The 23840-nt window shown below is 69.4% G+C and carries 24 protein-coding genes; 19 read left to right on the forward strand and 5 right to left on the reverse strand.

Translation table 11 applies throughout. The features are described from left to right. Nucleotides 1–70: 70 nt before the first annotated feature. From MRBLWO14_RS16305 to MRBLWO14_RS16355, 11 genes are all read left to right on the forward strand, one after another. On the forward strand, nt 71–565 hold the full coding sequence (locus MRBLWO14_RS16305; RefSeq protein ID WP_341934127.1) for a tetratricopeptide repeat protein: 495 nt from the start codon (nt 71–73) through the stop codon (nt 563–565). Nucleotides 566–646: 81 nt separating this feature from the next. Beyond that, nucleotides 647–1237, forward strand: a complete 591-nt coding sequence (locus MRBLWO14_RS16310; protein WP_096715615.1) for an ATP-dependent Clp protease proteolytic subunit — start codon at nt 647–649, stop codon at nt 1235–1237. 19 nt (nt 1238–1256) lie between these two features. Then, nucleotides 1257–1898: an ATP-dependent Clp protease proteolytic subunit gene (locus MRBLWO14_RS16315; protein ID WP_096715614.1), complete on the forward strand. Its 642-nt coding sequence runs from the start codon at nt 1257–1259 to the stop codon at nt 1896–1898. Between the two features lie 153 nt (nt 1899–2051). Further along, nucleotides 2052–2987 (forward strand): sugar-binding transcriptional regulator, encoded by a 936-nt coding sequence (locus tag MRBLWO14_RS16320; RefSeq protein ID WP_341934128.1) that lies wholly within the window; start codon nt 2052–2054, stop codon nt 2985–2987. Next, nucleotides 2984–3985, forward strand: a complete 1002-nt coding sequence (deoC, locus tag MRBLWO14_RS16325; RefSeq protein ID WP_341934129.1) for a deoxyribose-phosphate aldolase — start codon at nt 2984–2986, stop codon at nt 3983–3985. The genes MRBLWO14_RS16320 and deoC overlap by 4 nt, the downstream gene beginning before the upstream one ends. 9 nt (nt 3986–3994) lie before the next feature. After that, nucleotides 3995–5437, forward strand: a complete 1443-nt coding sequence (locus MRBLWO14_RS16330) for an aldehyde dehydrogenase family protein (RefSeq protein ID WP_341934130.1) — start codon at nt 3995–3997, stop codon at nt 5435–5437. Then, nucleotides 5434–6285, forward strand: a complete 852-nt coding sequence (locus tag MRBLWO14_RS16335; RefSeq protein ID WP_341934131.1) for an aldehyde dehydrogenase family protein — start codon at nt 5434–5436, stop codon at nt 6283–6285. The genes MRBLWO14_RS16330 and MRBLWO14_RS16335 overlap by 4 nt, the downstream gene beginning before the upstream one ends. Before the next feature lie 219 nt (nt 6286–6504). Beyond that, on the forward strand, nt 6505–7773 hold the full coding sequence (clpX, locus tag MRBLWO14_RS16340) for an ATP-dependent Clp protease ATP-binding subunit ClpX (protein ID WP_341934132.1): 1269 nt from the start codon (nt 6505–6507) through the stop codon (nt 7771–7773). A 2-nt stretch (nt 7774–7775) separates the two neighbouring features. Beyond that, entirely contained in the window at nt 7776–8324 is a 549-nt protein-coding gene (locus tag MRBLWO14_RS16345; protein ID WP_341934133.1) for an NUDIX hydrolase, read from the forward strand. A 59-nt stretch (nt 8325–8383) separates the two neighbouring features. After that, entirely contained in the window at nt 8384–8743 is a 360-nt protein-coding gene (locus tag MRBLWO14_RS16350) for a Type 1 glutamine amidotransferase-like domain-containing protein (RefSeq protein WP_341936222.1), read from the forward strand. After that, nucleotides 8668–8844, forward strand: coding sequence for a hypothetical protein (locus MRBLWO14_RS16355; protein WP_341936250.1), 177 nt, complete (start codon nt 8668–8670; stop codon nt 8842–8844). The genes MRBLWO14_RS16350 and MRBLWO14_RS16355 overlap by 76 nt, the downstream gene beginning before the upstream one ends. Before the next feature lie 10 nt (nt 8845–8854). On the opposite strand, the gene MRBLWO14_RS16360 is transcribed toward MRBLWO14_RS16355, so the two are convergent. Further along, the gene (locus MRBLWO14_RS16360; protein ID WP_341934134.1) at nt 8855–10903 is read right to left on the reverse strand and encodes a M3 family metallopeptidase; all 2049 of its coding nucleotides are present in this window, start codon (nt 10901–10903) and stop codon (nt 8855–8857) included. After that, nucleotides 10900–11802 (reverse strand): LysR family transcriptional regulator, encoded by a 903-nt coding sequence (locus MRBLWO14_RS16365; RefSeq protein ID WP_341934135.1) that lies wholly within the window; start codon nt 11800–11802, stop codon nt 10900–10902. The genes MRBLWO14_RS16360 and MRBLWO14_RS16365 overlap by 4 nt, the downstream gene beginning before the upstream one ends. Before the next feature lie 81 nt (nt 11803–11883). On the opposite strand from MRBLWO14_RS16365, the gene tdh reads away from it, so the two are divergent. The 4 genes from tdh (at nt 11884) to MRBLWO14_RS16385 (ending at nt 14983) form a co-directional block, all read left to right on the forward strand. Then, nucleotides 11884–12927 (forward strand): L-threonine 3-dehydrogenase, encoded by a 1044-nt coding sequence (gene tdh, locus MRBLWO14_RS16370; protein ID WP_341934136.1) that lies wholly within the window; start codon nt 11884–11886, stop codon nt 12925–12927. Further along, nucleotides 12927–14105, forward strand: a complete 1179-nt coding sequence (locus tag MRBLWO14_RS16375; RefSeq protein ID WP_341934137.1) for a glycine C-acetyltransferase — start codon at nt 12927–12929, stop codon at nt 14103–14105. The genes tdh and MRBLWO14_RS16375 overlap by 1 nt, the downstream gene beginning before the upstream one ends. Before the next feature lie 66 nt (nt 14106–14171). Beyond that, on the forward strand, nt 14172–14768 hold the full coding sequence (locus MRBLWO14_RS16380; protein ID WP_341934138.1) for a helix-turn-helix domain-containing protein: 597 nt from the start codon (nt 14172–14174) through the stop codon (nt 14766–14768). Further along, nucleotides 14765–14983, forward strand: coding sequence for a hypothetical protein (locus tag MRBLWO14_RS16385; protein WP_341934139.1), 219 nt, complete (start codon nt 14765–14767; stop codon nt 14981–14983). Before MRBLWO14_RS16380 ends, MRBLWO14_RS16385 begins: the two co-directional genes overlap by 4 nt. A gap of 137 nt (nt 14984–15120) precedes the next feature. Here MRBLWO14_RS16385 and MRBLWO14_RS16390 read toward each other — a convergent pair whose 3' ends face one another. Beyond that, entirely contained in the window at nt 15121–15339 is a 219-nt protein-coding gene (locus tag MRBLWO14_RS16390; RefSeq protein ID WP_341934140.1) for a hypothetical protein, read from the reverse strand. Next, nucleotides 15336–17942: a valine--tRNA ligase gene (gene valS, locus MRBLWO14_RS16395; RefSeq protein ID WP_341934141.1), complete on the reverse strand. Its 2607-nt coding sequence runs from the start codon at nt 17940–17942 to the stop codon at nt 15336–15338. Before valS ends, MRBLWO14_RS16390 begins: the two co-directional genes overlap by 4 nt. 169 nt (nt 17943–18111) lie before the next feature. Here valS and MRBLWO14_RS16400 point away from each other — a divergent pair, with 169 nt between their 5' ends. Genes MRBLWO14_RS16400 through MRBLWO14_RS16415 form a run of 4 tightly spaced genes read left to right on the forward strand, consistent with a single transcriptional unit; the run spans nt 18112 to nt 23042 of the window. Beyond that, the gene (locus MRBLWO14_RS16400) at nt 18112–19722 is read left to right on the forward strand and encodes an ABC transporter substrate-binding protein (protein WP_341934142.1); all 1611 of its coding nucleotides are present in this window, start codon (nt 18112–18114) and stop codon (nt 19720–19722) included. Between the two features lie 37 nt (nt 19723–19759). Next, the gene (locus MRBLWO14_RS16405) at nt 19760–20728 is read left to right on the forward strand and encodes an ABC transporter permease (protein WP_341934143.1); all 969 of its coding nucleotides are present in this window, start codon (nt 19760–19762) and stop codon (nt 20726–20728) included. Continuing rightward, on the forward strand, nt 20725–21537 hold the full coding sequence (locus tag MRBLWO14_RS16410; protein ID WP_341934144.1) for an ABC transporter permease: 813 nt from the start codon (nt 20725–20727) through the stop codon (nt 21535–21537). Before MRBLWO14_RS16405 ends, MRBLWO14_RS16410 begins: the two co-directional genes overlap by 4 nt. Then, nucleotides 21534–23042 (forward strand): ABC transporter ATP-binding protein, encoded by a 1509-nt coding sequence (locus MRBLWO14_RS16415; protein ID WP_341934145.1) that lies wholly within the window; start codon nt 21534–21536, stop codon nt 23040–23042. Before MRBLWO14_RS16410 ends, MRBLWO14_RS16415 begins: the two co-directional genes overlap by 4 nt. On the opposite strand, the gene MRBLWO14_RS16420 is transcribed toward MRBLWO14_RS16415, so the two are convergent. Further along, entirely contained in the window at nt 23032–23682 is a 651-nt protein-coding gene (locus tag MRBLWO14_RS16420) for a pentapeptide repeat-containing protein (protein WP_341934146.1), read from the reverse strand. The two genes, MRBLWO14_RS16415 and MRBLWO14_RS16420, sit on opposite strands and share 11 nt — an antisense overlap. Nucleotides 23683–23840: the final 158 nt, after the last annotated feature.

Here is a 23840-nt window from a genome sequence, read left to right on the forward strand (position 1 = left end):
CGAAAGGGGCGGATGCTGCGGCATCCGCCCCTTTCTCGTAGCAGACGAGCCTCCGAGGAGAAGAGAAGACATGACGAGCTGGGATGAGCGGATCGACGAGGTGTGGGCCGAGGCGTCCGGCGAGGAGGTCGGCGACGACACCATCGCCCGGATCGACGCCCTCGCCGCGGAGCGGGGGAGCGATGACGCCAGGGCGGAGTTCGAACGCGCCGGCGCGCGCGACTCCGCCGGACGCCCCGCGGAGGCGGTCGTGCTGTACCGGCGGGCCCTGGAGCTCGGGCTGGACGAGGAGCACCGTCCGCAGTGCGTGATCCAGCTCGCGAGTTCGCTGCGCAACCTCGGCCAGTACGACGAGGCGCTCGAGCTCATCACGGCCGAGGAGGAGCTGTCGGCAGACGGCCCCTACCGGGACGCGGTCGCGACGGTGCATGCGCTCATCCTGGCCAGTGCCGGGAAGCCCGCGACAGGGTTGTCCGTGGCACTGCTCGCGCTGGTGCCGCACCTGCCGCGCTACCACCGGTCGATGACGGCCTACGCCCACGAGATCGCCGATCTCGACACCTGATATGCCGACGGCGAACACGGCCTGGGCGCCGTGTTGTCGCCGGTAGATTCGAATCACTGAAACACGGAATCAGGAGCTGACATGGCTGCAGAACCCCTCCTCGCGACGAGCGTCTTCGACAGGCTGTTGAAGGACCGCATCATCTGGCTGGGATCAGAGGTGCGTGACGAGAACGCCAACGAGATCTGCGCGAAGATCCTTCTTCTCGCTGCAGAGGACTCGGAAAAGGACATCTACCTCTACATCAACTCGCCCGGCGGCTCCATCACCGCGGGAATGGCGATCTACGACACGATGCAGTTCGTGCCGAACGACATCGTCACGGTCGGCATCGGGATGGCGGCGTCGATGGGTCAGCTCCTGCTGACCGCCGGCACCAAGGGCAAGCGCTACATCACCCCGAACGCCCGCGTGCTGCTGCACCAGCCGCACGGTGGCTTCGGCGGTACGTCGAGCGACATCCAGACCCAGGCCCAGCTCATCGTCTCGATGAAGAATCGCCTGGCCGAGATCACCGCCGCGCAGACCGGCAAGTCGGTCGAGCAGATCAACGAAGACGGAGACCGCGACCGCTGGTTCACCGCAGACGAGGCCCTCGAGTACGGCTTCGTCGACCACATCCGCGAGTCCGCCACCGACGTCGTCGGCGGCGGCGGCACGGACGCCAACTGAGAGAGCGAGAGGAATCTTCATGTACACACCCACCTTCCGCTCCGCCGGTGACCTGCCCTCCAGCCGCTACGTGCTCCCGCAGTTCGAGGAGCGCACCGCCTACGGCTTCAAGCGTCAGGACCCGTACAACAAGCTGTTCGAAGACCGCGTGATCTTCCTCGGCGTGCAGGTCGACGACGCGTCGGCCGATGACGTCATGGCGCAGCTGCTCGTGCTCGAGAGCCAGGACGCCGAGCGCGACATCACCATGTACATCAACTCGCCCGGTGGCTCGTTCACGGCCATGACCGCGATCTACGACACGATGCAGTACGTCGCGCCGCAGATCCAGACGGTCGTGCTCGGCCAGGCCGCGTCCGCGGCATCCGTGCTCCTCGCAGCCGGAGCCCCCGGCAAGCGGCTCGCTCTGCCCAACGCCCGCGTGCTCATGCACCAGCCGGCCATGGGCGAGGCCGGGCACGGACAGGCCTCCGACATCGAGATCCAGGCGGCGGAGATCCTCCGCATGCGCACCTGGCTCGAGGAGACCATGGCCCGCCACACCGGCAAGCCGGTCGAGCAGGTCAACCGTGACATCGACCGCGACAAGATCCTGTCGGCGGCCGAGGCTCACGAGTACGGCATCGTCGACCAGGTCCTCAGCTCGCGCAAGCGCGCCTGACCTCGGTCGTCCACGAGAGGACGTCGGCCTTCGGGTCGGCGTCCTCTCGTCGTTCCGGCGGATGCGCGGAGCGATGCGGCACTTCCGCTCATATGAGCAAGCGGATGCGCGAACGGTGATTCCGACGTACCCTGGACAGGGAAGGAGGATGCCGTGGAAGACGAACTCACCATGGTCCGCGTCGCCGAGCTGTACTACGACGAGGACAAGACGCAGGACGAGATCGGCGCCCTCCTCAAGCTCTCCCGGTGGAAGGTCGGACGCCTGCTCACGCAGGCGCGCGAGCGCGGCATCGTCCGTATCGAGATCATCCACCCGCGCGCCCGACGCCTCGGTCTCGAGCGCGACCTCGTCGAGCGGTACGGCCTCGCCGCGGCCGTGGTCGTTCCTTCCCCCGAGGGAGACGACGGCACACTCGAACGCGTCGCCCAGGCCGCCGCCGACTACCTCAGCGCCATGCGCCCTGTGCCCCGCACGCTCGGCGTCAGCTGGGGTCGCACTCTCCGCGCCGTCGCCGAGGCGCTGCCGGACGGCTGGGCGACAGGAGTCACGGTCGTGCAGCTCAACGGGGGAGTGAGCCTCAATCGTCGCTCCGGCGGCGCCGCCGGACTCGCGGTCACGATCGCGCAGCGCGCCTCGGGGCACGTGTCGCTGCTGCCCAGCCCCGCCATCCTCGAGCGCGTCGAGACCAAACAGGCCATCGAGTCCGACCGCACGGTCGCGGCCGTGCTCGAAGAAGCCGCGCAGGCGCAGGCATTCCTCTTCACCGCCGGTCCGTGCGACGCCAGCTCCGCGCACGTCGAGAACGGTTACCTGACGGCATCCGACGTCGAGGAGCTCGCACGCCGCGGCGCCGTCGGCGACCTGCTCGGACGGTACATCGACGCCGACGGCAACATCGTCGACCCGCAGCTCGACTCGCGCACGGTCGGCGTCGACCTCGCACGGCTGCGCGAGGCGGAGCGAGCCATCTTCGTCACCGCTGGCGAGGCCAAGCACGACATCGCGCGCACGGTCGTGGCCAACGGCCTGTGCAGCGTCCTGGTGACAGACGAGACCACAGCACGAGCATTGTTGGAGGAACGATGACGACCCAAGAACTCAGCCGCAGATCGGCGGTGGACGTGCTCGGCGGAGAACCCGACGACGCGACGCTCCGCCGCTTCCTGCACGGACTCCCCGGCGTCGACGCCGTCGGGCTCGAACAGCGCGCAGCGGGACTCGGAACACGGTCGATCAAGACGACCTCGAAGGCGTGGGCGCTCGACACGATCATCAGGCTGATAGACCTCACCACGCTCGAGGGCGCTGACACGCCCGGCAAGGTGCGGTCGCTGGTGGCGAAGGCCAAGAACCCGGATGCCGCGGACCAGAGCACCCCGAAGGTCGCCGCCGTGTGCGTGTACGGAGACATGGTGCCGGACGCCGTCGACGCGCTCGGAGCGATGCACGGCGACCCCGACGACGGACTGATCTCCGTCGCCGCCGTCGCCACGGCCTTCCCGAGCGGGCGTTCGTCGCTCGCCATCAAGCTGGCCGACACCGCCGAGGCCGTGGCCGCCGGCGCCGACGAGATCGACATGGTCATCGACCGCGGCGCATTCCTGGCAGGCCGTTACGGTCTCGTCTTCGACCAGATCGCGCAGGTCAAGGAAGCCTGCCGCCGCGCGGACGGCTCCTACGCATCGCTCAAGGTCATCCTGGAGACGGGTGAGCTGAACACGTACGACAACATCAAGCGGGCCTCGTGGCTCGGCATCCTGGCCGGAGGCGACTTCATCAAGACGTCGACCGGCAAGGTCCAGCCCGCCGCCACTCTGCCGACGACGCTGCTCATGCTCGAGACCGTGCGCGACTGGTATCGCGGCACAGGGCAGCGCATCGGCGTCAAGCCGGCCGGCGGCATCCGCGCCTCGAAGGACGCGGTGAAGTACCTGGTCACCGTCGCCGAGACCGTCGGGGAGGAGTGGCTGCAGCCGCACCTGTTCCGTTTCGGTGCGTCGAGCCTGCTCAACGACGTGCTGCTGCAGAGGCAGAAGCTCACCACCGGCCACTACTCCGGCCCCGACTACGTCACGATCGACTGAGGACGAGATATGTCATTCCTGGAATACGCTCCGGCACCGGAGTCGAAGGCCGTGCTGAACCTCAAGGACAGCTACGGCCTGTTCATCGACGGCGAGTTCGTCGACGGCTCCGGCGCGAGCTTCACCACGATCTCTCCCGCGGATGAGACCCGCATCGCGGAGATCGCCTCGGCCACGGACGAGGACATCGATCGTGCGGTCGCCGCCGCACGCCGCGCCTACGACAAGACGTGGTCGCGCATGAGCGGACGCGACCGCGGCAAGTACCTCTTCCGCATCGCGCGCCTCGTGCAGGAGCGCGCTCGCGAGCTCGCCGTCGCGGAGAGTCTCGACAACGGCAAGCCCATCAAGGAGAGCCGCGACGTCGACGTGCCGTTGGTCGCCTCCTGGTTCTTCTACTACGCGGGTTGGGCCGACAAGCTCGACTACGCCGGTCTCGGTGCGAATCCTCGCGCGCTCGGCGTGGCCGGTCAGGTCATCCCCTGGAACTTCCCGCTGCTCATGCTCGCGTGGAAGCTCGCGCCCGCCCTCGCTGCCGGCAACACCGTCGTGCTGAAGCCGGCCGAGACGACGCCGCTCACGGCGCTGATCTTCGCCGAGATCCTCCAGCAGGCCGACCTCCCCGCCGGTGTCGTGAACATCGTGACCGGCGCCGGGGCCACCGGCGCCGCGCTCGTCCGCCACCCCGACGTCGACAAGGTCGCGTTCACGGGGTCGACGGGGGTGGGGCGCGACATCGCGCGCGCCGTCGCCGGCACGAACAAGAAGCTGACGCTGGAGCTCGGCGGCAAGGCCGCGAACATCGTGTTCGACGACGCCCCCATCGACCAGGCCGTCGAGGGGATCGTCAACGGCATCTTCTTCAACCAGGGGCACGTGTGCTGCGCGGGCAGCCGGCTGCTCGTGCAGGAGTCGATCCATGACGAGGTGATCGACCGGCTCAAGAACCGCCTGTCGACGCTGCGTCTCGGCGACCCGCTCGACAAGAACACCGACATCGGGGCCATCAACTCGGCCGCCCAGCTCGCCCGCATCCGCGAACTCAGCGACATCGGCGAGGCGGAGGGCGCGGAGCGCTGGACCGCGGACTGCGCCATCCCGGAGAAGGGGTTCTGGTTCGCTCCGACGATCTTCACGGGCGTCGAGGCGTCGCACCGCATCGCCCGCGACGAGGTCTTCGGCCCTGTGCTGTCGGTGCTCACGTTCCGCACTCCGGCAGAGGCGATCGCGAAGGCGAACAACACCCCGTACGGCCTGTCGGCGGGGATCTGGTCGGACAAGGGCTCCCGCATCCTCGCGGTCGCCGACCGTCTGCGCGCAGGCGTCGTCTGGGCCAACACGTTCAACCGATTCGACCCGTCGAGCCCGTTCGGCGGCTACAAGGAGTCCGGCTACGGCCGCGAAGGCGGACGCCAGGGTCTCACCGCGTACCTGAAGGGGGCCGCAGCATGAGCAAGCGACTCAGTGTTCCGAAGACGTACAAGCTCGCCATCGGCGGTGCGTTCCCTCGCAGCGAGTCCGGCCGCACCTACGAGGTGCTCTCGGCCAAGGGGGCCTTCCTCGCGAACGCGGCGAAGGGTTCGCGGAAGGACGCGAGGGATGCCGTCGTCGCAGCCCGTGCGGCGGTGAAGGGCTGGTCCGGTGCCACGGCGTACAACCGCGGTCAGGTGCTCTACCGCGTCGCCGAGGTGCTGGAAGGACGCCGCGCGCAGTTCGTCGACGAGATCTCGGCGCAGGAGGGCGTGTCGTCGTCGGCGGCATCCGCGCAGGTCGATGAGGCGATCGACCTGTGGGTCTGGTACGCGGGCTGGTGCGACAAGTACGCGCAGGTCGCCGGCAACGCGAACCCGGTGTCCGGTCCGTACTTCAACATCTCGGTGCCCGAGCCCACGGGCGTCGTCGCGGTCGTCGCACCGCAGGACTCCGCGCTGCTCGGGCTCGTGTCGGTCGTCGCCCCGGCGCTGGTCGCCGGGAACACGGTCGTCGTGGTGGCGAGCGAACGGCATCCGCTGTCTGCGATCAGCCTCGCCGAGGTGCTGGCCACGAGCGACGTGCCGGGCGGAGTCGTCAACGTGCTGACCGGATCCCCCGCGGAGATCGCCCCGTGGCTGGCCTCGCACCAGGACGTCAACGCGCTCGACCTCGCCGGAGCGGGTGACCTGGACTGGGTCGACATGCAGATCGCCGCCGCCGAGACGCTGAAGCGAGTGCTCGCCCCCGGCGAGGTGACGGCCTCGCCCGAGCGGATCGCCGCCTTCACCGAGGTGAAGACGGTCTGGCACACCAAGAGCATGGTCTGAACCGGTCCGGTCGAATCCCGTCCGGTCGACGCCCCGTCCGGTCGACGCCCCGTCCGATCGCCCACCCGCCTCGCGGGGGCGCTCGGGCGGGGCGTCGATCTTCGTGTCCGCTGCGCTGCGGAGACGCGGACGCCTCGCGCAGGCGGCCAATGCGCCCCTGTGTCCGACGCACCGGTTAGGCTCAGTAGACGATCTCTGGATCCCCCGAGGAGGACGCGCATGGCCCGTATCGGTGAAAGCGCTGACCTGTTCAAGTGCTCGTTCTGCGGAAAGAGCCAGAAGCAGGTGCAGCAGCTCATCGCTGGCCCCGGTGTGTACATCTGCGACGAGTGCGTCGAGCTGTGCAACGAGATCATCGAGGAGCGCATGGCGGAATCGTCCGCCGAAGGCACCGCGGACTTCGAGCTGCCCAAGCCGCGCGAGATCTTCTCCTTCCTCGAGGAGTACGTCGTCGGACAGGAGCCCGCCAAGAAGGCCCTGGCCGTCGCGGTCTACAACCACTACAAGCGCATCCGTGCGCACGGCACGCTGCAGCCGGCCGAGCAGAAGGCCGAGAGCGTCGAGATCGCCAAGAGCAACATCCTGCTCATCGGGCCGACGGGCTGCGGCAAGACGTATCTGGCGCAGACGCTGGCGAAGCGGCTGAACGTGCCGTTCGCTGTCGCCGACGCCACCGCGCTCACCGAGGCCGGCTATGTCGGCGAAGACGTCGAGAACATCCTCCTCAAGCTCATCCAGGCCGCCGACTACGACGTCAAGCGCGCCGAGCAGGGCATCATCTACATCGACGAGGTCGACAAGATCGCCCGCAAGGCCGAGAACCCGTCGATCACGCGCGACGTCTCGGGCGAGGGCGTGCAGCAGGCGCTCCTCAAGATCATCGAGGGAACGGTCGCATCGGTCCCGCCGCAGGGCGGTCGCAAGCACCCGCACCAGGAGTTCCTGCAGATCGACACCTCGAACGTGCTGTTCATCGTCGCAGGAGCGTTCGCCGGACTCGAAGACATCGTCTCGGCGCGCGTCGGCAAGCACGGTATCGGCTTCGGCGCTCCGCTGCACGACAAGGGCAAGGATCTCGACCTGTTCAGCGAGGTGCTCCCGGAGGACCTGCACAAGTTCGGCCTGATCCCCGAGTTCATCGGTCGTCTCCCCGTCGTGACGAACGTGTCGCCGCTCGATCAGGATGCGCTGATCGACATCCTCACCGGGCCGCGCAACGCCCTCGTCAAGCAGTATCAGCGCATGTTCGAACTGGACGGCGTCGAGCTGGAGTTCGAGGACGAGGCGCTCCGGTCGATCGCCGACCTGGCGGTCGAGCGGAAGACCGGTGCTCGCGGTCTGCGAGCAATCCTCGAAGACGTGCTCGGGCCCATCATGTTCGAGATCCCGTCGGCGGAAGACGTCGCGAAGGTCATCGTCACCCGGGCCGCCGTCGACGAGGGCGCGCCGCCCACCATCGTGATGGAGCGCAAGCGCAAGAGCGCCTGATCGTGAGGCCGGAGCCGTGGGAGGCCCTCTCCCGGCGCGTGCTTGTCGAGGACGAATGGATCCTCCGGGCCGATGACTGCCGTGCGAGTGGCGGTCGGTCGATCGCGCCGTACTACGTGCTCGAGTATCCCGACTGGGTGTCCGTCCTGGCGCTCGACCGCGACGGCCGTGCGATCGTCGTCGACGAGTACCGTCACGGCGGCGGGGTGATCGCACTGGGCACGATCGGCGGCGGGGTCGCGGTCGGAGAGACCCCGGCTGCAGCAGCCGCGCGGGAGCTGCGCGAGGAGACCGGCTACGCCTCCTCCGAGATCGTCGACCTCGGAGCGACCTGGGCGAACTTCGGAAACCAGACGAACCGAGTCCACCACTTCCTCGCCCTCGGATGCCGTGTCGCCGGCGACCCGGAGCTCGACGCGAACGAGACGATCACGGTGCAGATCCTCCCGATGGAAACGCTGGGGGAGCAGCTGCGCCAGAGCTACCACCAGCTGACCTGGTTCAAGGCCAGAGACTGGATCGCCCGGGAGACGCCGGCGGCCGGACGATGACGACCCGGGGATCCTCAGTGCTCGGAACCATCGTGGCGCTCGGGGGTGGCGGATTCTCGATGTCGGATGACGGACGCTCCGCTCTCGACGACCACCTCCTGGATCTGACCGGGGTGGACCGGCCACGGGTGTGCTTCGTGCCGACAGCCAGCGGGGACTCGTCCGACTACAGCCGCCGCTTCGCCGACGCGTTCGCCGGTCGTGCTGAGACCTCGGTGCTCTCGTTGTTCGCCACCCCGCCGCACGGGTATCGCGATCCGCGGGTCCTGCTGGATAAGGACGTCGTGTACGTCGGCGGTGGGTCGACCGCGAACCGGGTCGGCGGGATCAGTACCTCGACTGGGTGCGCCGCGGGCACCTCGCGGACGGATACGCCGCCGACGACTTCACCGCGCTCGTGTTCCGCGATGGAGTGCTGACCGATGCCGTGGCCGAGCGGGCGGGGCGCACGGCGTTCCGTGTTCACCGCGGGGGCGACGGCGTGATCGAGGACCCCATCGAGGTGCGAACGCTGGGCTGACCCAGGCGTCTCAGGGCGTCAACCCTCGGCGCTTCAGCAGGGGTGCGATCTCGGCATCCCTCCCGCGGAAGTCGCGGTAGGCCGCCAGGGGATCCTTCGACCCGCCGACGCCGAGCAGGCGCGCGCGGAAACGGTCGCCGTTCGCGCGGGTCAGGCCCCCGTTCTCGCGGAACCACTCGACCGTGTCGGCGTCGAGCACCTCGCTCCAGATGTACGAGTAGTACCCGGCGCTGTATCCGCCGGAGAACACGTGCGCGAAGTAGGCGGACGAGTACCGAGTGGGGACGGCGGGGTCGGCGAGGCCGATGTCGAACAGGGCGGATGCTTCGAACGCCGCCGCGTCGGTCACGCTCTCGTCGGGACCGATGCGATGCCAGGCCTGGTCGAGCCACGCGGCCGCGAGGTACTCGCTCGTGGCGTGCCCCTGATCGAACGCCTCAGCGGAGCGCAGACGCTCGACGACCGCGGCATCCAGGGGTTCTCCCGTGAGGTGATGACGGGCGTAGTTGTCGAGCACCTCCGGCCACAGGATCCACATCTCGTTCACTTGGCTGGGGAACTCCACGAAGTCGCGGAACACGTTGGTCCCGGCGAAATGCGGGTAGGTGACGACGGCGAACAGGCCGTGCAGCGCGTGACCGAACTCGTGGAAGAGCGTGGTGACCTCGTCGAGTGTGAGCAGCGTCGGTTCGCCGTCCGCGGGCTGGGGGACGTTGAGATTGTTGACGACGACCGGACGCGTGCCGCGGAGTCGAGACTGGCTCACGATCGGGTTCATCCATGCGCCGCCCCGCTTCGAGTCCCGCGTGTACAGGTCGAGGACGTACAGCCCGAGCTCGGAGCCGTCCTCGTTGCGCACCTCGAACACGCGGGCGCCCGGGTGGTACGCCGCCAGATCGGCGCGTTCCGCGAACGTCACGCCGTACAACTGCGTCGCGGCGAAGAACACGCCGTCGTGCAGCACTCGCTCGGCCTCGAACCACGGCCGAAGAGCCGCCGTGTCGATGTCGTAGCGCGCTGCGCGCACCTTCTCCGTGTAGAACGCCCAGTCATGGGCCTCGACGGGGAAGGGCTCCGGTTCGAGTTCGTCGACGATCTCCTGCAGCGCGGCGCGTTCGGTGGACGCGTTGCGGGCCGACGGTGCGGCGAGCTCGCGCAGCATCCGCTCGACGGCCCCCGGTGTGCCGGCGGTCTCGTCTGCCGTGACGTAGGCCGCGTGCGATGCGTAGCCGAGCAGCGCCGCCCTCTCCGCGCGCAGGCGGGCGATCTCGACGAGCACCGGACGATTGTCGTTCGCGTTGCCGCGCGACCCCCTGCTGCGGGACGCCTCCATGATGCGCCGGCGCGACTCGCGGTTCCGCAGCTGCGCCAGATACGGGTGCCCCGTGAAGAGGGGGAGCGAGACCAGGTAGCCGTCGACACCGCGCTCCGCGGCGGAACGCGCGGCCGCGGAGAGCTCGCCCGCTCCGAGTCCCGCGAGCTCGTCCGCGGTCTCGAACACGACGGCCAGGTCGTTGGTGTCGTTGAGCAGATTCCGCTCGAAGGTGTTGCTGAGCGTCGAGAGCTGCTGGTTGAGGAGGGTGAGTCGTGCCTTCGCCTCGTCGTCGAGCGCCGCACCGGCGTGCGTCATCTCGCGGTGGTGGCGTTCCACGAGGTACCGCTGCTCCGCGTCGAGGTCGAGGTCGTCGAGCTGCGAGTGGACCTGCTGCACACGCCAATACAGAGCACCGTCGAGCGTCACGGCGTCGTGATGCGCGGCCATCAGCGGAGCCAGCTGCTCGTCGACGGCCTGGATCTCGGGTGTCGCGTCGGCCGAGCTCACGGTGTAGAACGCATGCGAGACCCGGTCGAGCAGCTCGCCTGAGCGTTCGAGCGCCTCGATGGTGTTCTCGAAGGTCGGCATCGAGCGCACCATCGTGATGCGGGAGATCTCGCGGCGGTGCTCCTCGAAGGCCGCACGGAAGGCAGGAAGGTAGTGCTCGGGGCGGATGCGGGTGTAGTCGGGGAGTCCGTAGGGGAGCGTCGGCGGCTGCAGCAGCGGGTTCGTGGCCTCGGTCATGCTCTGAGCCTAGCCATCGCGCGCCCGAGGGCCTCGACGACCAGACGCACGGAGCGGCGGCGCAGGTTCTCCGGTCGGGCGAGCACGTCGATGAGGCGATGCGTCGACACTCCGCGCAGCGGCAGCCTCACGATGTCGTGGTCGTCGACCGTGCGGGAGGTGTAGCGCGGCAGCATCCCGATGACCCCTCCCGCGGCGATGACCGCTGCCACCGCGCCGTAGTCGTTGATACGGTGTCGGATCTCGACGGGGCGCCCGGCCACCGCCGCCACTGCCGCGAGCACGTCGTCGGGGGAGTATCCGGCCCGACTGGTCACCCACGGGCCGTCGACCACGTCGAGGGGTGTCACGCGCGTGCGGTGGGCGAGCGGGTGCGCTGCCGCGACCGCGACGTCGAGGGGCTCCTTCACGAGCGTCATGCTGCGCATACCCTGAGTCGGCCACGGAGCGGAGTGCTCCATGCGGTGGGCCAGCACGAGATCGTAGCGAGCCGTGAGACCGGGGAACTCGCTCTGGGCGACGTCCTCATCGGTGAGCTCGACCGTGGGGGCGTCGTCGCCGAGTTCTCGGAGCAGCTCGCCGAACAGGGCCTGACCGACGCTGTGGAATCCGCTCAGCGAGACGACGCCCGTGTGATCGCTCTCGAAGTCGTCGATCGCGGTGCGCGCCGACGCGATCGCGTCGATCGCCTCAGCGCCCGCGGCAGCGAGCACCTGCCCGGCGGCCGTGAGCGTGAGACGCCGACCGTCCCTGCGGGTGAGGGGAGTGCGGAAGCCGCGCTGCAGGGCGGCGAGATGCTGCGACACGGCGGAGGGTGTCACAGACAGGGCGTCGGCGACCGCGGCGACGCTGCCGAGGGCGCCGAGTTCGCGCAGGATCTGCAGCTGGTGGATCTCCATGTCGAAAGTTTAGTGAGGGCTACATGGACCATGCAGAAGTATCGTCTTGTTCTAAATGATCGCCTGCGGTGTGATCGAGACATGAGAGCTCTGTTCAAAGGAGAACGCGGCGCCGGTCTGGAACTCGTCGAGAGGCCCGACCCCGTCGCCGCACCCGACGAGGTGATCATCCGCGTCCTCCGGACAGGGATCTGCGGCACCGACCTGCACATCCGCCGCTGGGACGACTGGGCGGCATCGGCGATCGACGCCCCGCTGATCCCCGGTCACGAGTTCTACGGGGAGGTCGTCGACGTCGGACCGCTCGTGCACGACATCGCGGTGGGCGATCGCGTCTCGGGCGAGGGGCACATCGTGTGCGGTACGTGTCGCAACTGCCGCGCGGGTCGACGGCAGATGTGCATCCGAACGATCGGCCTCGGTCTGCAGCGCGACGGAGCATTCGCCGAGTACCTCGCCCTGCCTGCGACGAACGTGTGGGTGCACCACGCAGAGGTGAGCCCCGAGCTCGGCGCGATCTTCGATCCGCTCGGCAACGCCGTGCACACGGCTCTGACCTATCCGCTGGTGGGGGAGGACGTGCTGGTGACGGGATGCGGCCCGATCGGGCTCATGGCGATCGCGGTCGCCCGGCACGCCGGTGCACGGTTCGTCACCGCCACCGACGTCAGCGCACCACGACTCGAGATGGCGACCCTCATGGGGGCGAACGAGGTGGTCGACGTCTCGCAGCGCGACATCCGCGACGCCCAGCACGCACTCGGCATGCGCGAGGGCTTCGACATCGGCTTCGAGATGAGCGGGGCTCCCTCCGCGCTCCCGGCCATGATCGACAACATGAACCACGGCGGCCGCATCGCCATGCTGGGCCTTCCCAGCGACGGGTTCGGCATCGACTGGGGCAAGCTCGTCACCCATATGCTCACGATCAAGGGCATCTACGGTCGCGAGATGTTCGAGACGTGGAACGCCATGGGCGCGATGCTGCAGACGAGCGCCACGCTGCGCGAATCGATCGGCCGCGTCATCGCCGATGTGCTGCCTGCGCGGGAGTGGGAACGCGGATTCGCGGCGGCGGAGTCCGCCGGCACGGGCAAGATCATCCTCGACTGGACGGAGCTGTGATGTACGGGACCTTCGGGAAGCATGTGGCGACGGAGCTCGCAGGGATCGAGGAGGCCGGCCTCACCAAGCGCGAGCGCGGCATCCGCGGTCCGCAGCGGGCCGAGATCACCGCGGACGGTGAGGACGTGCTGAACTTCTGCGCCAACAACTACCTCGGCCTCGCCGACGACCAGCGGATCCTGGATGCTGCGAAGTCGGCGCTCGACGAGTGGGGATACGGCCTCGCCAGCGTGCGCTTCATCTGCGGGACCCAGGAGCAGCACCTCGAGCTCGAGCGTCGGCTGGCGGGCTTCCTCGGCACGGACGACGCGATCCTCTACTCGTCCTGCTTCGACGCCAACGGCGGGGTCTTCGAGACCCTGTTCTCCGCCGAGGACGCGATCATCTCGGACGAGTTGAACCACGCGTCGATCATCGACGGCATCCGGCTGTCGAAGGCGCACCGTCTGCGCTATCGCAACCGCGACATGGCCGACCTCGAGGAACAGCTGCGGGCGGCATCCGATGCTCGCTTCCGTGTCGTCGTCACGGACGGTGTGTTCTCGATGGACGGATACATCGCACCGCTCGCCGAGATCTGCGACCTCGCGGAACGGTACGACGCGCTCGTCTTCGTCGACGACTCGCACGCCGTCGGCTTCGTGGGGGAGAACGGGCGGGGCACCCCGGAGCTGTGCGGGGTCGCGGACCGCGTCGACATCTACACCGGCACGTTCGGCAAGGCTCTCGGCGGAGCGTCGGGCGGCTACGTCGCCTCGCACGCCGACATCGTGGCGCTGCTGCGGCAGCGCTCGCGCCCGTACCTCTTCTCGAACACGCTCGCGTCGTCGATCGTGGCCGGCACGCTCACGGCGCTCGACCTCGTGGAAGGCTCGGCGGATCTCCGGGCGCGGCTGCGGGAGAACGCGGCGCTCTTCCGCGAGCGGATCACGGAGGAGGGTTTCGATCTCCTCCCCGGAGAGCACCCGATCGTGCCGGTGATGTTCGGCGACGCCGCACTCACCGCGCGCATCGCCGCCGAGATGCAGCGACAGGGCGTGTACGTGACGGCGTTCAGTTTCCCGGTGGTGCCGCGGGGCCTCGCGCGGATTCGCGTGCAGCTCTCGGCTGCGCACACCGCGGCGCAGATCGAGCGGTGCGTCTCGGCGTTCGTCGCAGCCCGCGCCGCCGTGAGCTGAGCCGAACGACAGACTTTTGCAAAGGAATCCTTGCAAAGAAATGTTTGCAAGGGTATCTTTGCATACATGACGAATCAGCGAGAGTCCCGCAGCCTCGATGCCGGTGCACTCAAGGCACTCGCGCATCCTCTGCGAGTGCGCATCTTCGACCTGCTGAGCGAGCGCGGTCCGCAGACCGCCAGCACGCTCGCCGCCCTGGTCGGCGAGACCTCGGGCTCCATGAGCTATCACCTGCGAGCCCTCGCGGCGCACGACCTGATCCGTGAAGTCGAGGGGCGGGGGACCGCGCGGGAACGATGGTGGGAACGCCCGAAGGGCCGGATCGACCTCCCCGGACCCGACGACACCATGACCCCGTCGAACCGCGCCTCGGCCCAGATCGTCACCGCGGAGTTCTTCCGACTGCGCCACGAGACGCTCCTGGCCTATCTCAACCGCTCCGAAGCCGACATCCCCGAGGAGTGGCGCGACGCCGGCATCATCATGACGACCTACCTCGACCTCACGGCCGAACAGATGAGCGAGCTCAAAGCCGAGCTGACAGCGGTCGTCGACCGGGTCGTCGATCGCTACCAGGGCCAGACCGGGCCGGACGTTCGCCGGGTGACGCTCCGCACAGAGCTCTTCGACCTGCCCGCCGACGCGCGAACGGAGGAATCATGACCAGCGCGACCCTGCACCTCGCGGCACCGACTGTCGTCGAACGCCGCATCCTCACCCTCGCCCGGCACCTCGAGGCGTTCGTCGAGCACCGCATCGCGGCGCGTGCCGAGCGCCGGGAGATCGCACTCGACCTCCTGCGCGAGCAGCAGGCGCGTCGCCAGGACCCCCGGGCCGTCGAGCACCTGCTCGCGCAGATGGGCGTGCCCGGGAGGTGAGGCGAGCGGTGAGGCGCGTTTCGTCTCGCTTCGCTCGCTAAACGACCCGTGGGGGTGAGGGGCGTTTCGTCTCGCTTCGCTCGCTCGACGACCCGTGGGGGTGAGGCGCCCCTGAGGTGCGGCGTCCCGGGCTCGAATCAGTCCTCGAACGGGCGGGCGACGACCTCGCCGGATGCCGTCTGCACGACCTCCCAGCCGGCATCGAGCTCGGCGATCGCCCGGCCCTCGAGCCACGTGAGCGTCCAGTGACCGGTGAGTCCCTTGGACTCCACCTCGGCGATCGCGGGGTGGAGCGCGGACGGCACGGACGCCGGCGGCTCCGCCCCGGTCGACCAGCGGGTGCCCAGCTGCATCATGCCTCCTCGGCCGGCGCGAGCTCGATCGTGACGGCGAACTCCGCCGCTTCGGTGAACTCGAGTTCGGCGATGCGTCCGACCGCGCGCAGATCGTCGGCGGCAGCGCGCAGCGCGTCCAGCTTCGCGGCGGGCGCCGCGATCTCGGCCCGCGAGACGGGGGTCTTCTGCGAGGCCTTCGCCTCGGTCTTGGCCCGGCGGATGCCGATCAGGGCCTCGCTGGCCGCGGAGAGCACCGCGATGTCGCCGTCGATGCGCAGCGGCTCCGGCCACGCGGCCGTGTGCACGGATCCCTCCTCGAACCACGACCACACCTCTTCGGTCGCGAAGGAGATGACCGGCGCCAGCAGGCGCAGCAGTGTCGACAGGGCGAGGCGCAGCGCGAGCGCGGCCGAAGCCTGTCCCACATCGGCCTGGTTGTAGGCGCGCTCCTTGACGAGCTCGAGGTAGTCGTCGCAGAAGGTCCAGAAGAAGGCCTCGGTGACCTCGAGGGCCTTGGCCTGGTCGTAGTTCTCGAACGCCTTCGTCGCCTCGACCACGACGGCGTCGAGCGCCGTCAGCATCGACGCGTCCAGGGCGTGCGTCACCTGCGCCCCCTCCGGCACCGGGAACGACAGTACGAACTTCGCGGCGTTGAGCACCTTAATCGCCAGACGGCGTCCGATCTTCACCTGCGTCGGGTTCTGCGGGTCGAACGCCGCGTCCATGCCGAGGCGGCTCGATGCGGCCCAGTAGCGCACGGCATCCGAACCGTGGGCATCGAGGATGTCGGCCGGGGTCACCACGTTGCCCTTGGACTTCGACATCTTCTTGCGGTCGGGGTCGACGATGAAGCCTGAGATCGCCGCGTTGCGCCACGGCGAGCGCCCGTCTTCGAGGGTCGAGCGCAGCATGGTCGAGAACAGCCAGGTGCGGATGATGTCCTGCCCCTGCGGGCGCAGGTCGAACGGCGAGGTGAGCTGCCACAGCTCCTCGTCGCGCTGCCATCCTCCGGCGAGCTGGGGCGTCAGGGACGACGTCGCCCACGTGTCGAGGATGTCGGCCTCGGCGTCGAATCCGCCCGGCACTCCGCGCTGGTCCTCCGAGTAGCCGGCGGGCACATCGGTGGTGGGGTCGATCGGCAGCGCGGCGTGATCGGGTGTGAGCACACGGTCGTAGTCGCGCTCGCCGTTCTCGTCGAGGCCGTACCAGAGCGGGATCGGCACACCGAAGAAGCGCTGGCGCGACACGAGCCAGTCGCCCGTGAGGCCGCCGACCCAGTTCTCGTAGCGCACACGCATGAAGTCGGGGTGCCACGACAGCTCCGTGCCGTGCGCGAGCAGCTCGTCGCGGAGTTCGCCGTCGCGGGCTCCGTTGCGGATGTACCACTGGCGCGTGGACACGATCTCGAGCGGGCGGTCGCCCTTCTCGAAGAACTTCACGGCGTGGTTGAAAGGCTTGCCGACGGCGGTCATGTCGCCCGTCTCCTGCAGCTTCTCGACGATCGCCTTGCGAGCGGAGAACACGGTCTTGCCGGCGAGCTCGGCGGCGTACCAGTCGGCGGCCTCCGCGTTCGCCACGATCGACGGGGCGGTCGGGAGGAAGCGTCCGTCGAGACCGATCGTCGTCATGTTGGGCAGGTCGTGACCGTCGGCGGTGCGCAGTTCGCGCCACCAGATGATGTCGGTCACGTCGCCGAAGGTGCAGACCATCGCGGCGCCGGTGCCCTTGTCGGGCTGGGCGAGGTGGTGGCCGTGGATCTCGATCTCGGCACCGAAGAACGGCGTCCGCACCTTGGTGCCGATCAGGTGCTTGTGCGGGCCCTCCGGGTGCGTCACGATCGCGATGCACGCGGGGAGCAGCTCCGGACGGGTGGTCTCGATCGTGATCGAGCCCGAGTCGTCGGCGAAGGGGAAATCGATCGTGTGGTAGGCGGCCTGCTGGTCGCGGTCCTCGAGCTCCGCCTGCGCGATCGCCGAGCGGAAGTCGATGTCCCACAGCGTGGGCGCGAGGGACTGATAGGCCTCGCCGCGCTCCAGGTTGCGGAGGAAGGCGAGCTGGCTCTGACGGATCGTGTCGTCGGAGATGGTGCGGTACGTCTGGGTCCAGTCGACGCTGAGACCGAGCTGACGGAACAGCGCCTCGAACTGCTTCTCGTCCTCGACGGTCAGGCGCTCGCACAGCTCGATGAAGTTACGGCGGCTGATCGGCACCTGGTCGGCGGCGCGGCTCGACTTGTTGTCGCCGCCCTCGAACGGGGGAGTGAAGTCCGGGTCGTACGGGAGCGACGGGTCGCAGCGCACGCCGTAGTAGTTCTGCACGCGGCGCTCGGTGGGGAGGCCGTTGTCGTCCCAGCCCATCGGGTAGAACACCGTCTTGCCGCGCATGCGCTCGTAGCGGGCCTTCACGTCGGTGTGCGTGTACGAGAACACGTGGCCGATGTGGAGGCTGCCGGACGCCGTCGGCGGCGGAGTGTCGATCGAGTAGACGCCGTCGCGGCCCGCCTGCGCGGCGCGGATGCGGTCGAACAGGTACGTGCCCCGCTCGGACCACGCTTCGCCCCACTTCGCTTCGAGGCCTTCGAGTACGGGCTTGTCAGGGATCTGAGAGAGTGCGGACTCGGACATGGAGGTCTCCTCGAGCGATGTATGCGGCACTGTGTGAGCGTGCCTGAGTGTGGGTTGTGGCTCCAGTGTACCGATCGCCGTCGTGCGGGGCCCCTGCGTGCACATCGACCGAGTCCAAGAATCGGCAATACACTGGATTCATCCCGACCCGTTCTTCCGAGGAATAGCCATGCCCGCACACCCCGCACGTCGCGTTCTTCCCCTCGTCGCCCTCAGCGCGGTCACCGCGCTGGCGCTGAGCGCCTGCTCCACCGGCGCATCCGACTCAGAAGGCGCAGAGCTCGTGTGGTCGATCGAGGGCGCCAACCTCGCCGCGGGGCACATGGATCCCCAGGTGAGCCAGCTCGACGTGTCGGGGATGGTGCAGCGCGCCGTGCTCGACTCCCTCGTCTTCCAGGAGGCGGACGGATCGTTCACGCCCTGGCTCGCCACGGAGTGGGAGGTGTCGGACGACAGCACCGAGTACACCTTCGTCCTCCGCGACGATGTGACGTTCACCGACGGCGAGCCCTTCGACGCCGCAGCGGTCAAGGCGAACTTCGACCGCATCGTCGACCCCGAGACGGAGTCCGCCCAGGCGGCGAGCATGCTCGGAGCGGACTTCTACGAAGGCACCGAGGTCATCGACGAGCACACCGTGAAAGTGTCGTTCACGCAGCCGTACGCCCCGTTCCTCCAGGCGGCGAGCACGCCGCAGCTCGGGTTCTACTCGCCGGCCGTGCTCGAGGAGTCCGCCGGCCAGCTCAAGGCGGGTGGCCCCGGCATCACGGTCGGCACCGGCCCCTACGAGCTCACCGAGTACACGCCCGACCAGGAGATCGTCTACACACGCAACGACGACTACGCCTGGGGGCCGCACGGCGAGAAGGCCCCCGAAGTCGAGACGCTGCGCGTCGAGATCCAGCCGGAGGCCTCGGTGCGAACCGGCGTGGTGCAGAGTGGCGAGGCCGACATCGCGAGCAACATCCCGCCGAACCTCGCCGGTGACCTCGGCGACGGGATCACGGTCGACTCCGTCGAGTACCCCGGGCTGCCCTACTCGCTGTACCTCAACGAGAAGTACGGTGTCTTCGCCGACGAGAAGGTGCGGCAGGCGTTCGCCCGGGGCATCGACGTCGACGCCGCGGTCGAGGAGATCTTCTTCGGTCAGTTCCCGCGGGCGTGGAGCATCCTCGGCCCGACCACTCCCGGCTACGACGCGGCGCTCGAGGACAGCTGGCCCTATGACCCCGAGGCGGCGAATGCGCTGCTCGACGAGGCCGGATGGACGGAGCGCGACGCCGACGGCATCCGCATGAAGGACGGTCAGCCGCTCTCGGTGCGCTGGATCGCCTACACGCCCGTCCCCGACGACCGTGCGGCTCTCGCCAACGCGATCCAGTCCGACCTGAAGGCGATCGGCATCGACGTCGTCCGCGAGGTCCTGGAGCCCGGCGCGTACAACGAGCAGTACGGACCCAAGACCTTCGACCTGACCGACTGGGGCTTCTCGGGCGTCGACCCCGACCTGCTGCGCAACCACCTGCACACCGACGGGTTCCAGAACGCCTCGCAGGTCTCCGACCCCGAGGTCGACGGTCTGCTCGAGCAGGCCGTCGCCACGAGCGACCAGGGCCAGCGCGACGCGCTGTACGTGCAGCTGCAGGAGTGGAACGCCACCCACCAGGCGATCGTGCCGCTGTACGTGCCGTCGGCGATCACGGCCGTCGGCGAGCGCGTCAGCGGTCTGCAGTACGACCTGTACGGGCGGCCGCTGTTCTACGATGTGAGCGTCGACTGACCGGGATCGGTCGCTGAGCGATCGGAGCGGGACGAACGTGAAGGCTGCGCTGTTCCGGATCGCGGGACTCGCGGCATCCGTCGTGGTGGTTCTCTGGGGAGCGGCCACTCTCGCCTTCTTGGCGTTCCGGGTGATCCCCGGGGATCCGGTGTCGGTCATGCTCGGACCGCAGGCCCAGGTGAGCGAGGCCGTGAAGGACGGCATCCGGGCGGAACTCGGACTCGACCGTCCGCCGTTCGAGCAGTACCTCTCCTTCATCGGACAGCTCGCCCGGGGCGACCTCGGGGAGTCGTACCAGCTGCGGATGCCGGTGACCGAGGTGATCGGCCGGCAGCTCGGCGCCACGCTGCAGCTGTCAGCGCTGGCGCTGCTCATCGCGGTGGTGCTCGCGCTCGCCGTCACGCTGCTCGTGCGCGGCCGGGTGGGGCGTTCGGTCGCCGCCGGTGTCGAGCTCGTCATCCTGTCGTCCCCCGTGTTCTGGATCGGCCTCGTGCTGCTGAGCGTGTTCGCCTTCGGGCTCGGATGGTTCCCCGTCTCCGGTGCGCGCAACCCCGCGACGATCGTGCTGCCGGCGGTCACGCTGGCTCTCCCGGTCGCGGCGCTGCTCAGCCAGGTCCTGCGCGACGGGCTCACCCAGGCGGAGCGGATGCCGTTCGCCGAGACCGTCCGCGCGCGGGGCGCCAGTGCCGGCTGGTTCACGCTGCGGCACGGACTTCGCCACGGAGCGGCAGGCGCGATCACGCTCGCCGCCTATCTCACGGGTTCCGTGCTCGGCGGTGCGGTGCTCGTCGAGACCGTGTTCGCGCGGTCGGGGCTGGGCCGCGTCACTCTCGCGGCGATCAGCAACCGCGACCTTCCCGTGATCACCGGCATCATCCTGCTCAGCGCTGTCGTGTTCGTCGTCGTGAACCTCGTCGTCGAGCTGCTGCATCCGCTCATCGACCCGCGGCTGCGCACACACCGGGCGCGTGCAGCGGGGCGCCCCTCGACGGCGGTGCTCCGGTGAGGCGTGCTCAGGCCGTGCTGCTGTGGTGCGCGGTCGCCGTCCTCGCCGTGCTGGCGTTCGCCGCGCTGTTCCCCTCGCTCCTGTCGACGCACGACCCGCTGCAGACCGACGTGCGCGCGGCGCTGCAGCCGCCGAGCGCCGATCACCTCTTCGGCACGGACCAGAGCGGCCGCGACGTGTTCTCGCGCGTGGTCCACGGGGCGGGCCGCTCCATCGGCATCGGACTGCTGGCGACCGCGATCGCCCTCGTCGCCGGACTCATCGTCGGCGCCCTGGCCGGGGTCGCGCCGCGCGCCGTGGACACCGGTCTGATGCGCGTGAACGACGTGCTCATGGCGTTCCCGGAGTTCCTCGTCGCGCTCGTCGTCATCGCCGTGCTCGGCCCCGGTGCGGTCAACATCGCCGTCGCGGTGACCCTCGCCGCCGTGCCGGTGTACGTCCGTCTCGCCCGCGTCCAGACCCGCGTCCTGCGCGGGATGGAGCACGTCGAGGCCGCTCGCATCCTGGGGGTCGCCCCGGTCACGGCGTTCGTGCGTCATGTCGCGCCCGGCGTGCTGGGCTCGCTGAGCGTGCTCGCGACCATCGGCATCGGATCCAGCATCCTCGCCGCGGCGGGGCTGAGCTTCCTCGGGCTCGGCCCGTCCGAACCGACGCCCGAATGGGGCCTGATGCTCGCCGGTGGTCGCAACGTGCTCGGGCAGGCGTGGTGGATCGCGGTGTTCCCGGGGATCGCCATCACCGTGACGGTGGTCGCCGCGACGATCGTCGGGCGCACCCTCCGCGCGCGGGCCGAAGGGCGGACGACGTGACCGCCGCGCTGGAGGTGACGGGGCTCCGCATCGATCTCGGAGCGCAGCCCGTCGTCGACGAGGTCTCGCTGCGCGTCGAGCCGGGGGAGTGCGTCGCCGTCGTCGGCGAATCCGGAGCGGGCAAATCGCTCACCGCGCGCGCCCTGCTCGGTCTCGCCCCCGCGGACGCCCGAGTGCGCATGGACGCGCTGACGATCGACGGCACCGACGCCCGGGCACTGAGTGAACGTCGCTGGCGGGATCTGCGCGGCCGACGCATCGCCCTCGTGTCGCAGGACGCCCTGGTGTCACTCGATCCGCTGCAGCGGATCGGCGATGCCGTCGCGGAGCCGCTGCACCTGCACCGTCTGGTGAGCGGTCGGACCGGGGCACAGGACCGCGTGCGCGACCTCCTGCAGCGGGTGTGGATGCCGGACGTCGAGCGCCGCGCACGTCAGCACCCTCACGAGCTGTCCGGCGGGCTCAGGCAGCGCGCGCTGATCGCCTCCGCGCTCGCCGCCGACCCCGCGGTGCTCATCGCCGACGAACCCACCACGGCGCTCGACGCCACCGTGCAGGCGAGGATCCTCGGTCTCCTGCGCGACATCGCGGACGCCGGGACGGCCGTCGTGTTCATCAGCCACGACTTCGCCGCCGTGCGCCGGGTGGCCGACCGGGTGCTGGTCATGCGCGGGGGACGGGTCGTGGAGACCGGCCCGGTGACGGAGGTGCTGGAGAACCCGCAGCACGAGTACACGCGGCAGCTGATCGCCGCGACGATCCACGAACCGCGGGAGAGCGCCGCGGGCCCCGAGCGCTCCGTCCTCGTCGCGAACGGGGTCACGAAGTCCTTCGGCGGCGTGACCGCGGTCGACGATGCCTCGTTCGCGGTGGCGGAGGGGCGCACGCTCGGCGTGGTCGGCGAGTCGGGATCGGGCAAGACGACCCTCGCCCGCATGATCGTCGGCGTCGAGCGCCCCGACGCGGGGACCCTGCAGTGGTCGGCGCCCCGACGGGTGCAGCTCGTGCACCAGAACCCCCTCGGCGCGTTCGACCCCCGGTGGACCATCGGCCGTTCGCTGCGGGAGGCGCTCGCCGCCGGCGGGGTTCCCCGCTCCGCGCGTGCCCGCCGCGTGGATGAGCTGCTGCGCGAGGTCGATCTCGACGCGAGCCTCGCGCGTCGCCGACCCCACGCCCTCTCCGGCGGGCAGCGTCAGCGCGCTGCCATCGCCCGAGCGCTCGCCGCCGACCCGCAGGTGCTCGTCCTCGACGAACCCGTCTCCGCGCTCGACCCGTCCGTGCGCGAGCGCGTCCTGCGCCTGCTGCTCCGACTGCAGCGCGAGCGCGACCTCACCATGATCCTCGTGTCGCACGACCTCGATGTGGTCGGCGCCGTCGCGGACGACGTGATCGTCATGCAACACGGGGCGATCGTCGAGCAGGGCGCGGTGAGGGCGGTGTTCGCTGCGCCGCAGCATCCGTTCACGAAGGAGCTGCTCGCGGCGGGCGGTCCGGTCAGTCGATGACGCGGATGCCGATGCTCGCCGCGAGGACCGGCGCGAGCTGCTGCACCTGGAACGACGACAGCGTCGTACCACGCAGGCTGTGGGCGTCGAGGAAGGCGCCCGCGTCGAGCCCGCGCAGGTCGACGTGCGTGGCACGAAGGCCTCGAGGGTCGACCTCGTCGCTGCGCGTCTCGGAGAACCGGACGCGCGTGAGCTCGGCCTGGGGCATGTCGAGGGTGCGGATGTCGCACTCGGCGATCTCGACGTCGGTGCCCTTCGCCCCGCCGAGGTTCAGGTAGTCGATCCGCACGCCGCGCAGTTCGAGTTCGTCGATGCGCGCTCCGCTGAGGTCGAGGGTGCCGACACGACCGCCGTCGATCCGGACGCGGCGCACGTTCGCATCCCGCATCCGCAGTGAGGCGATGCGGGCACCGGCCACAGCCACGTCGATGAGGGTCGCTCCCGTGAGGTCGACGCTGTCGGCGTCCGCGCTGATCGTGCACTGCTCGAGCGAAGAATGCGCGAGGTCGACGTCGCCGACGAGATCGAGGGCGACCCCAAGGAGGTCGGCGCCCCGCGCGGGATCAGCCGCGTCGAGCCGCGGCGGGAGGTCGGGAGGGGAGACGCGAGGGGCCACGAGGGCGTCGGATGCGCGAGCCATGCGTCGAGCGTAGGCCGGGGTGCCGACCTTGTCGTGTCGCAGATGTGCACCCGCGTCGCAGGGCCGGGCCTCATTCCTGCGACGGGAGTGCGAAAGTGCGACGGGAACGCGGATGCAGGAGGCGCCGGGCCCCGCGTACAATGGAGTCACGAGCATCG

The sequence above is a fragment of the Microbacterium sp. LWO14-1.2 genome, from assembly GCF_038397715.1.
Classification (GTDB): domain Bacteria; phylum Actinomycetota; class Actinomycetes; order Actinomycetales; family Microbacteriaceae; genus Microbacterium.

Excerpts from the sequence above, each read along its gene's own strand:
- MRBLWO14_RS16375 (WP_341934137.1), top strand. The coding sequence starts at position 12,927 with ATGTACGGGACCTTCGGGAAGCATGTGGCGACGGAGCTCGCAGGGATC.
- MRBLWO14_RS16335 (WP_341934131.1), top strand. The coding sequence starts at position 5,434 with ATGAGCAAGCGACTCAGTGTTCCGAAGACGTACAAGCTCGCCATCGGC.
- MRBLWO14_RS16385 (WP_341934139.1), top strand. The coding sequence starts at position 14,765 with ATGACCAGCGCGACCCTGCACCTCGCGGCACCGACTGTCGTCGAACGC.
- MRBLWO14_RS16365 (WP_341934135.1), bottom strand. The coding sequence starts at position 11,802 with ATGGAGATCCACCAGCTGCAGATCCTGCGCGAACTCGGCGCCCTCGGC.
- MRBLWO14_RS16330 (WP_341934130.1), top strand. The coding sequence starts at position 3,995 with ATGTCATTCCTGGAATACGCTCCGGCACCGGAGTCGAAGGCCGTGCTG.
- valS (WP_341934141.1), bottom strand. The coding sequence starts at position 17,942 with ATGTCCGAGTCCGCACTCTCTCAGATCCCTGACAAGCCCGTACTCGAA.
- deoC (WP_341934129.1), top strand. The coding sequence starts at position 2,984 with ATGACGACCCAAGAACTCAGCCGCAGATCGGCGGTGGACGTGCTCGGC.
- clpX (WP_341934132.1), top strand. The coding sequence starts at position 6,505 with ATGGCCCGTATCGGTGAAAGCGCTGACCTGTTCAAGTGCTCGTTCTGC.
- MRBLWO14_RS16420 (WP_341934146.1), bottom strand. The coding sequence starts at position 23,682 with ATGGCTCGCGCATCCGACGCCCTCGTGGCCCCTCGCGTCTCCCCTCCC.
- tdh (WP_341934136.1), top strand. The coding sequence starts at position 11,884 with ATGAGAGCTCTGTTCAAAGGAGAACGCGGCGCCGGTCTGGAACTCGTC.
- MRBLWO14_RS16315 (WP_096715614.1), top strand. The coding sequence starts at position 1,257 with ATGTACACACCCACCTTCCGCTCCGCCGGTGACCTGCCCTCCAGCCGC.
- MRBLWO14_RS16305 (WP_341934127.1), top strand. The coding sequence starts at position 71 with ATGACGAGCTGGGATGAGCGGATCGACGAGGTGTGGGCCGAGGCGTCC.
- MRBLWO14_RS16360 (WP_341934134.1), bottom strand. The coding sequence starts at position 10,903 with ATGACCGAGGCCACGAACCCGCTGCTGCAGCCGCCGACGCTCCCCTAC.
- MRBLWO14_RS16400 (WP_341934142.1), top strand. The coding sequence starts at position 18,112 with ATGCCCGCACACCCCGCACGTCGCGTTCTTCCCCTCGTCGCCCTCAGC.
- MRBLWO14_RS16390 (WP_341934140.1), bottom strand. The coding sequence starts at position 15,339 with ATGATGCAGCTGGGCACCCGCTGGTCGACCGGGGCGGAGCCGCCGGCG.
- MRBLWO14_RS16380 (WP_341934138.1), top strand. The coding sequence starts at position 14,172 with ATGACGAATCAGCGAGAGTCCCGCAGCCTCGATGCCGGTGCACTCAAG.
- MRBLWO14_RS16310 (WP_096715615.1), top strand. The coding sequence starts at position 647 with ATGGCTGCAGAACCCCTCCTCGCGACGAGCGTCTTCGACAGGCTGTTG.
- MRBLWO14_RS16350 (WP_341936222.1), top strand. The coding sequence starts at position 8,384 with ATGTCGGATGACGGACGCTCCGCTCTCGACGACCACCTCCTGGATCTG.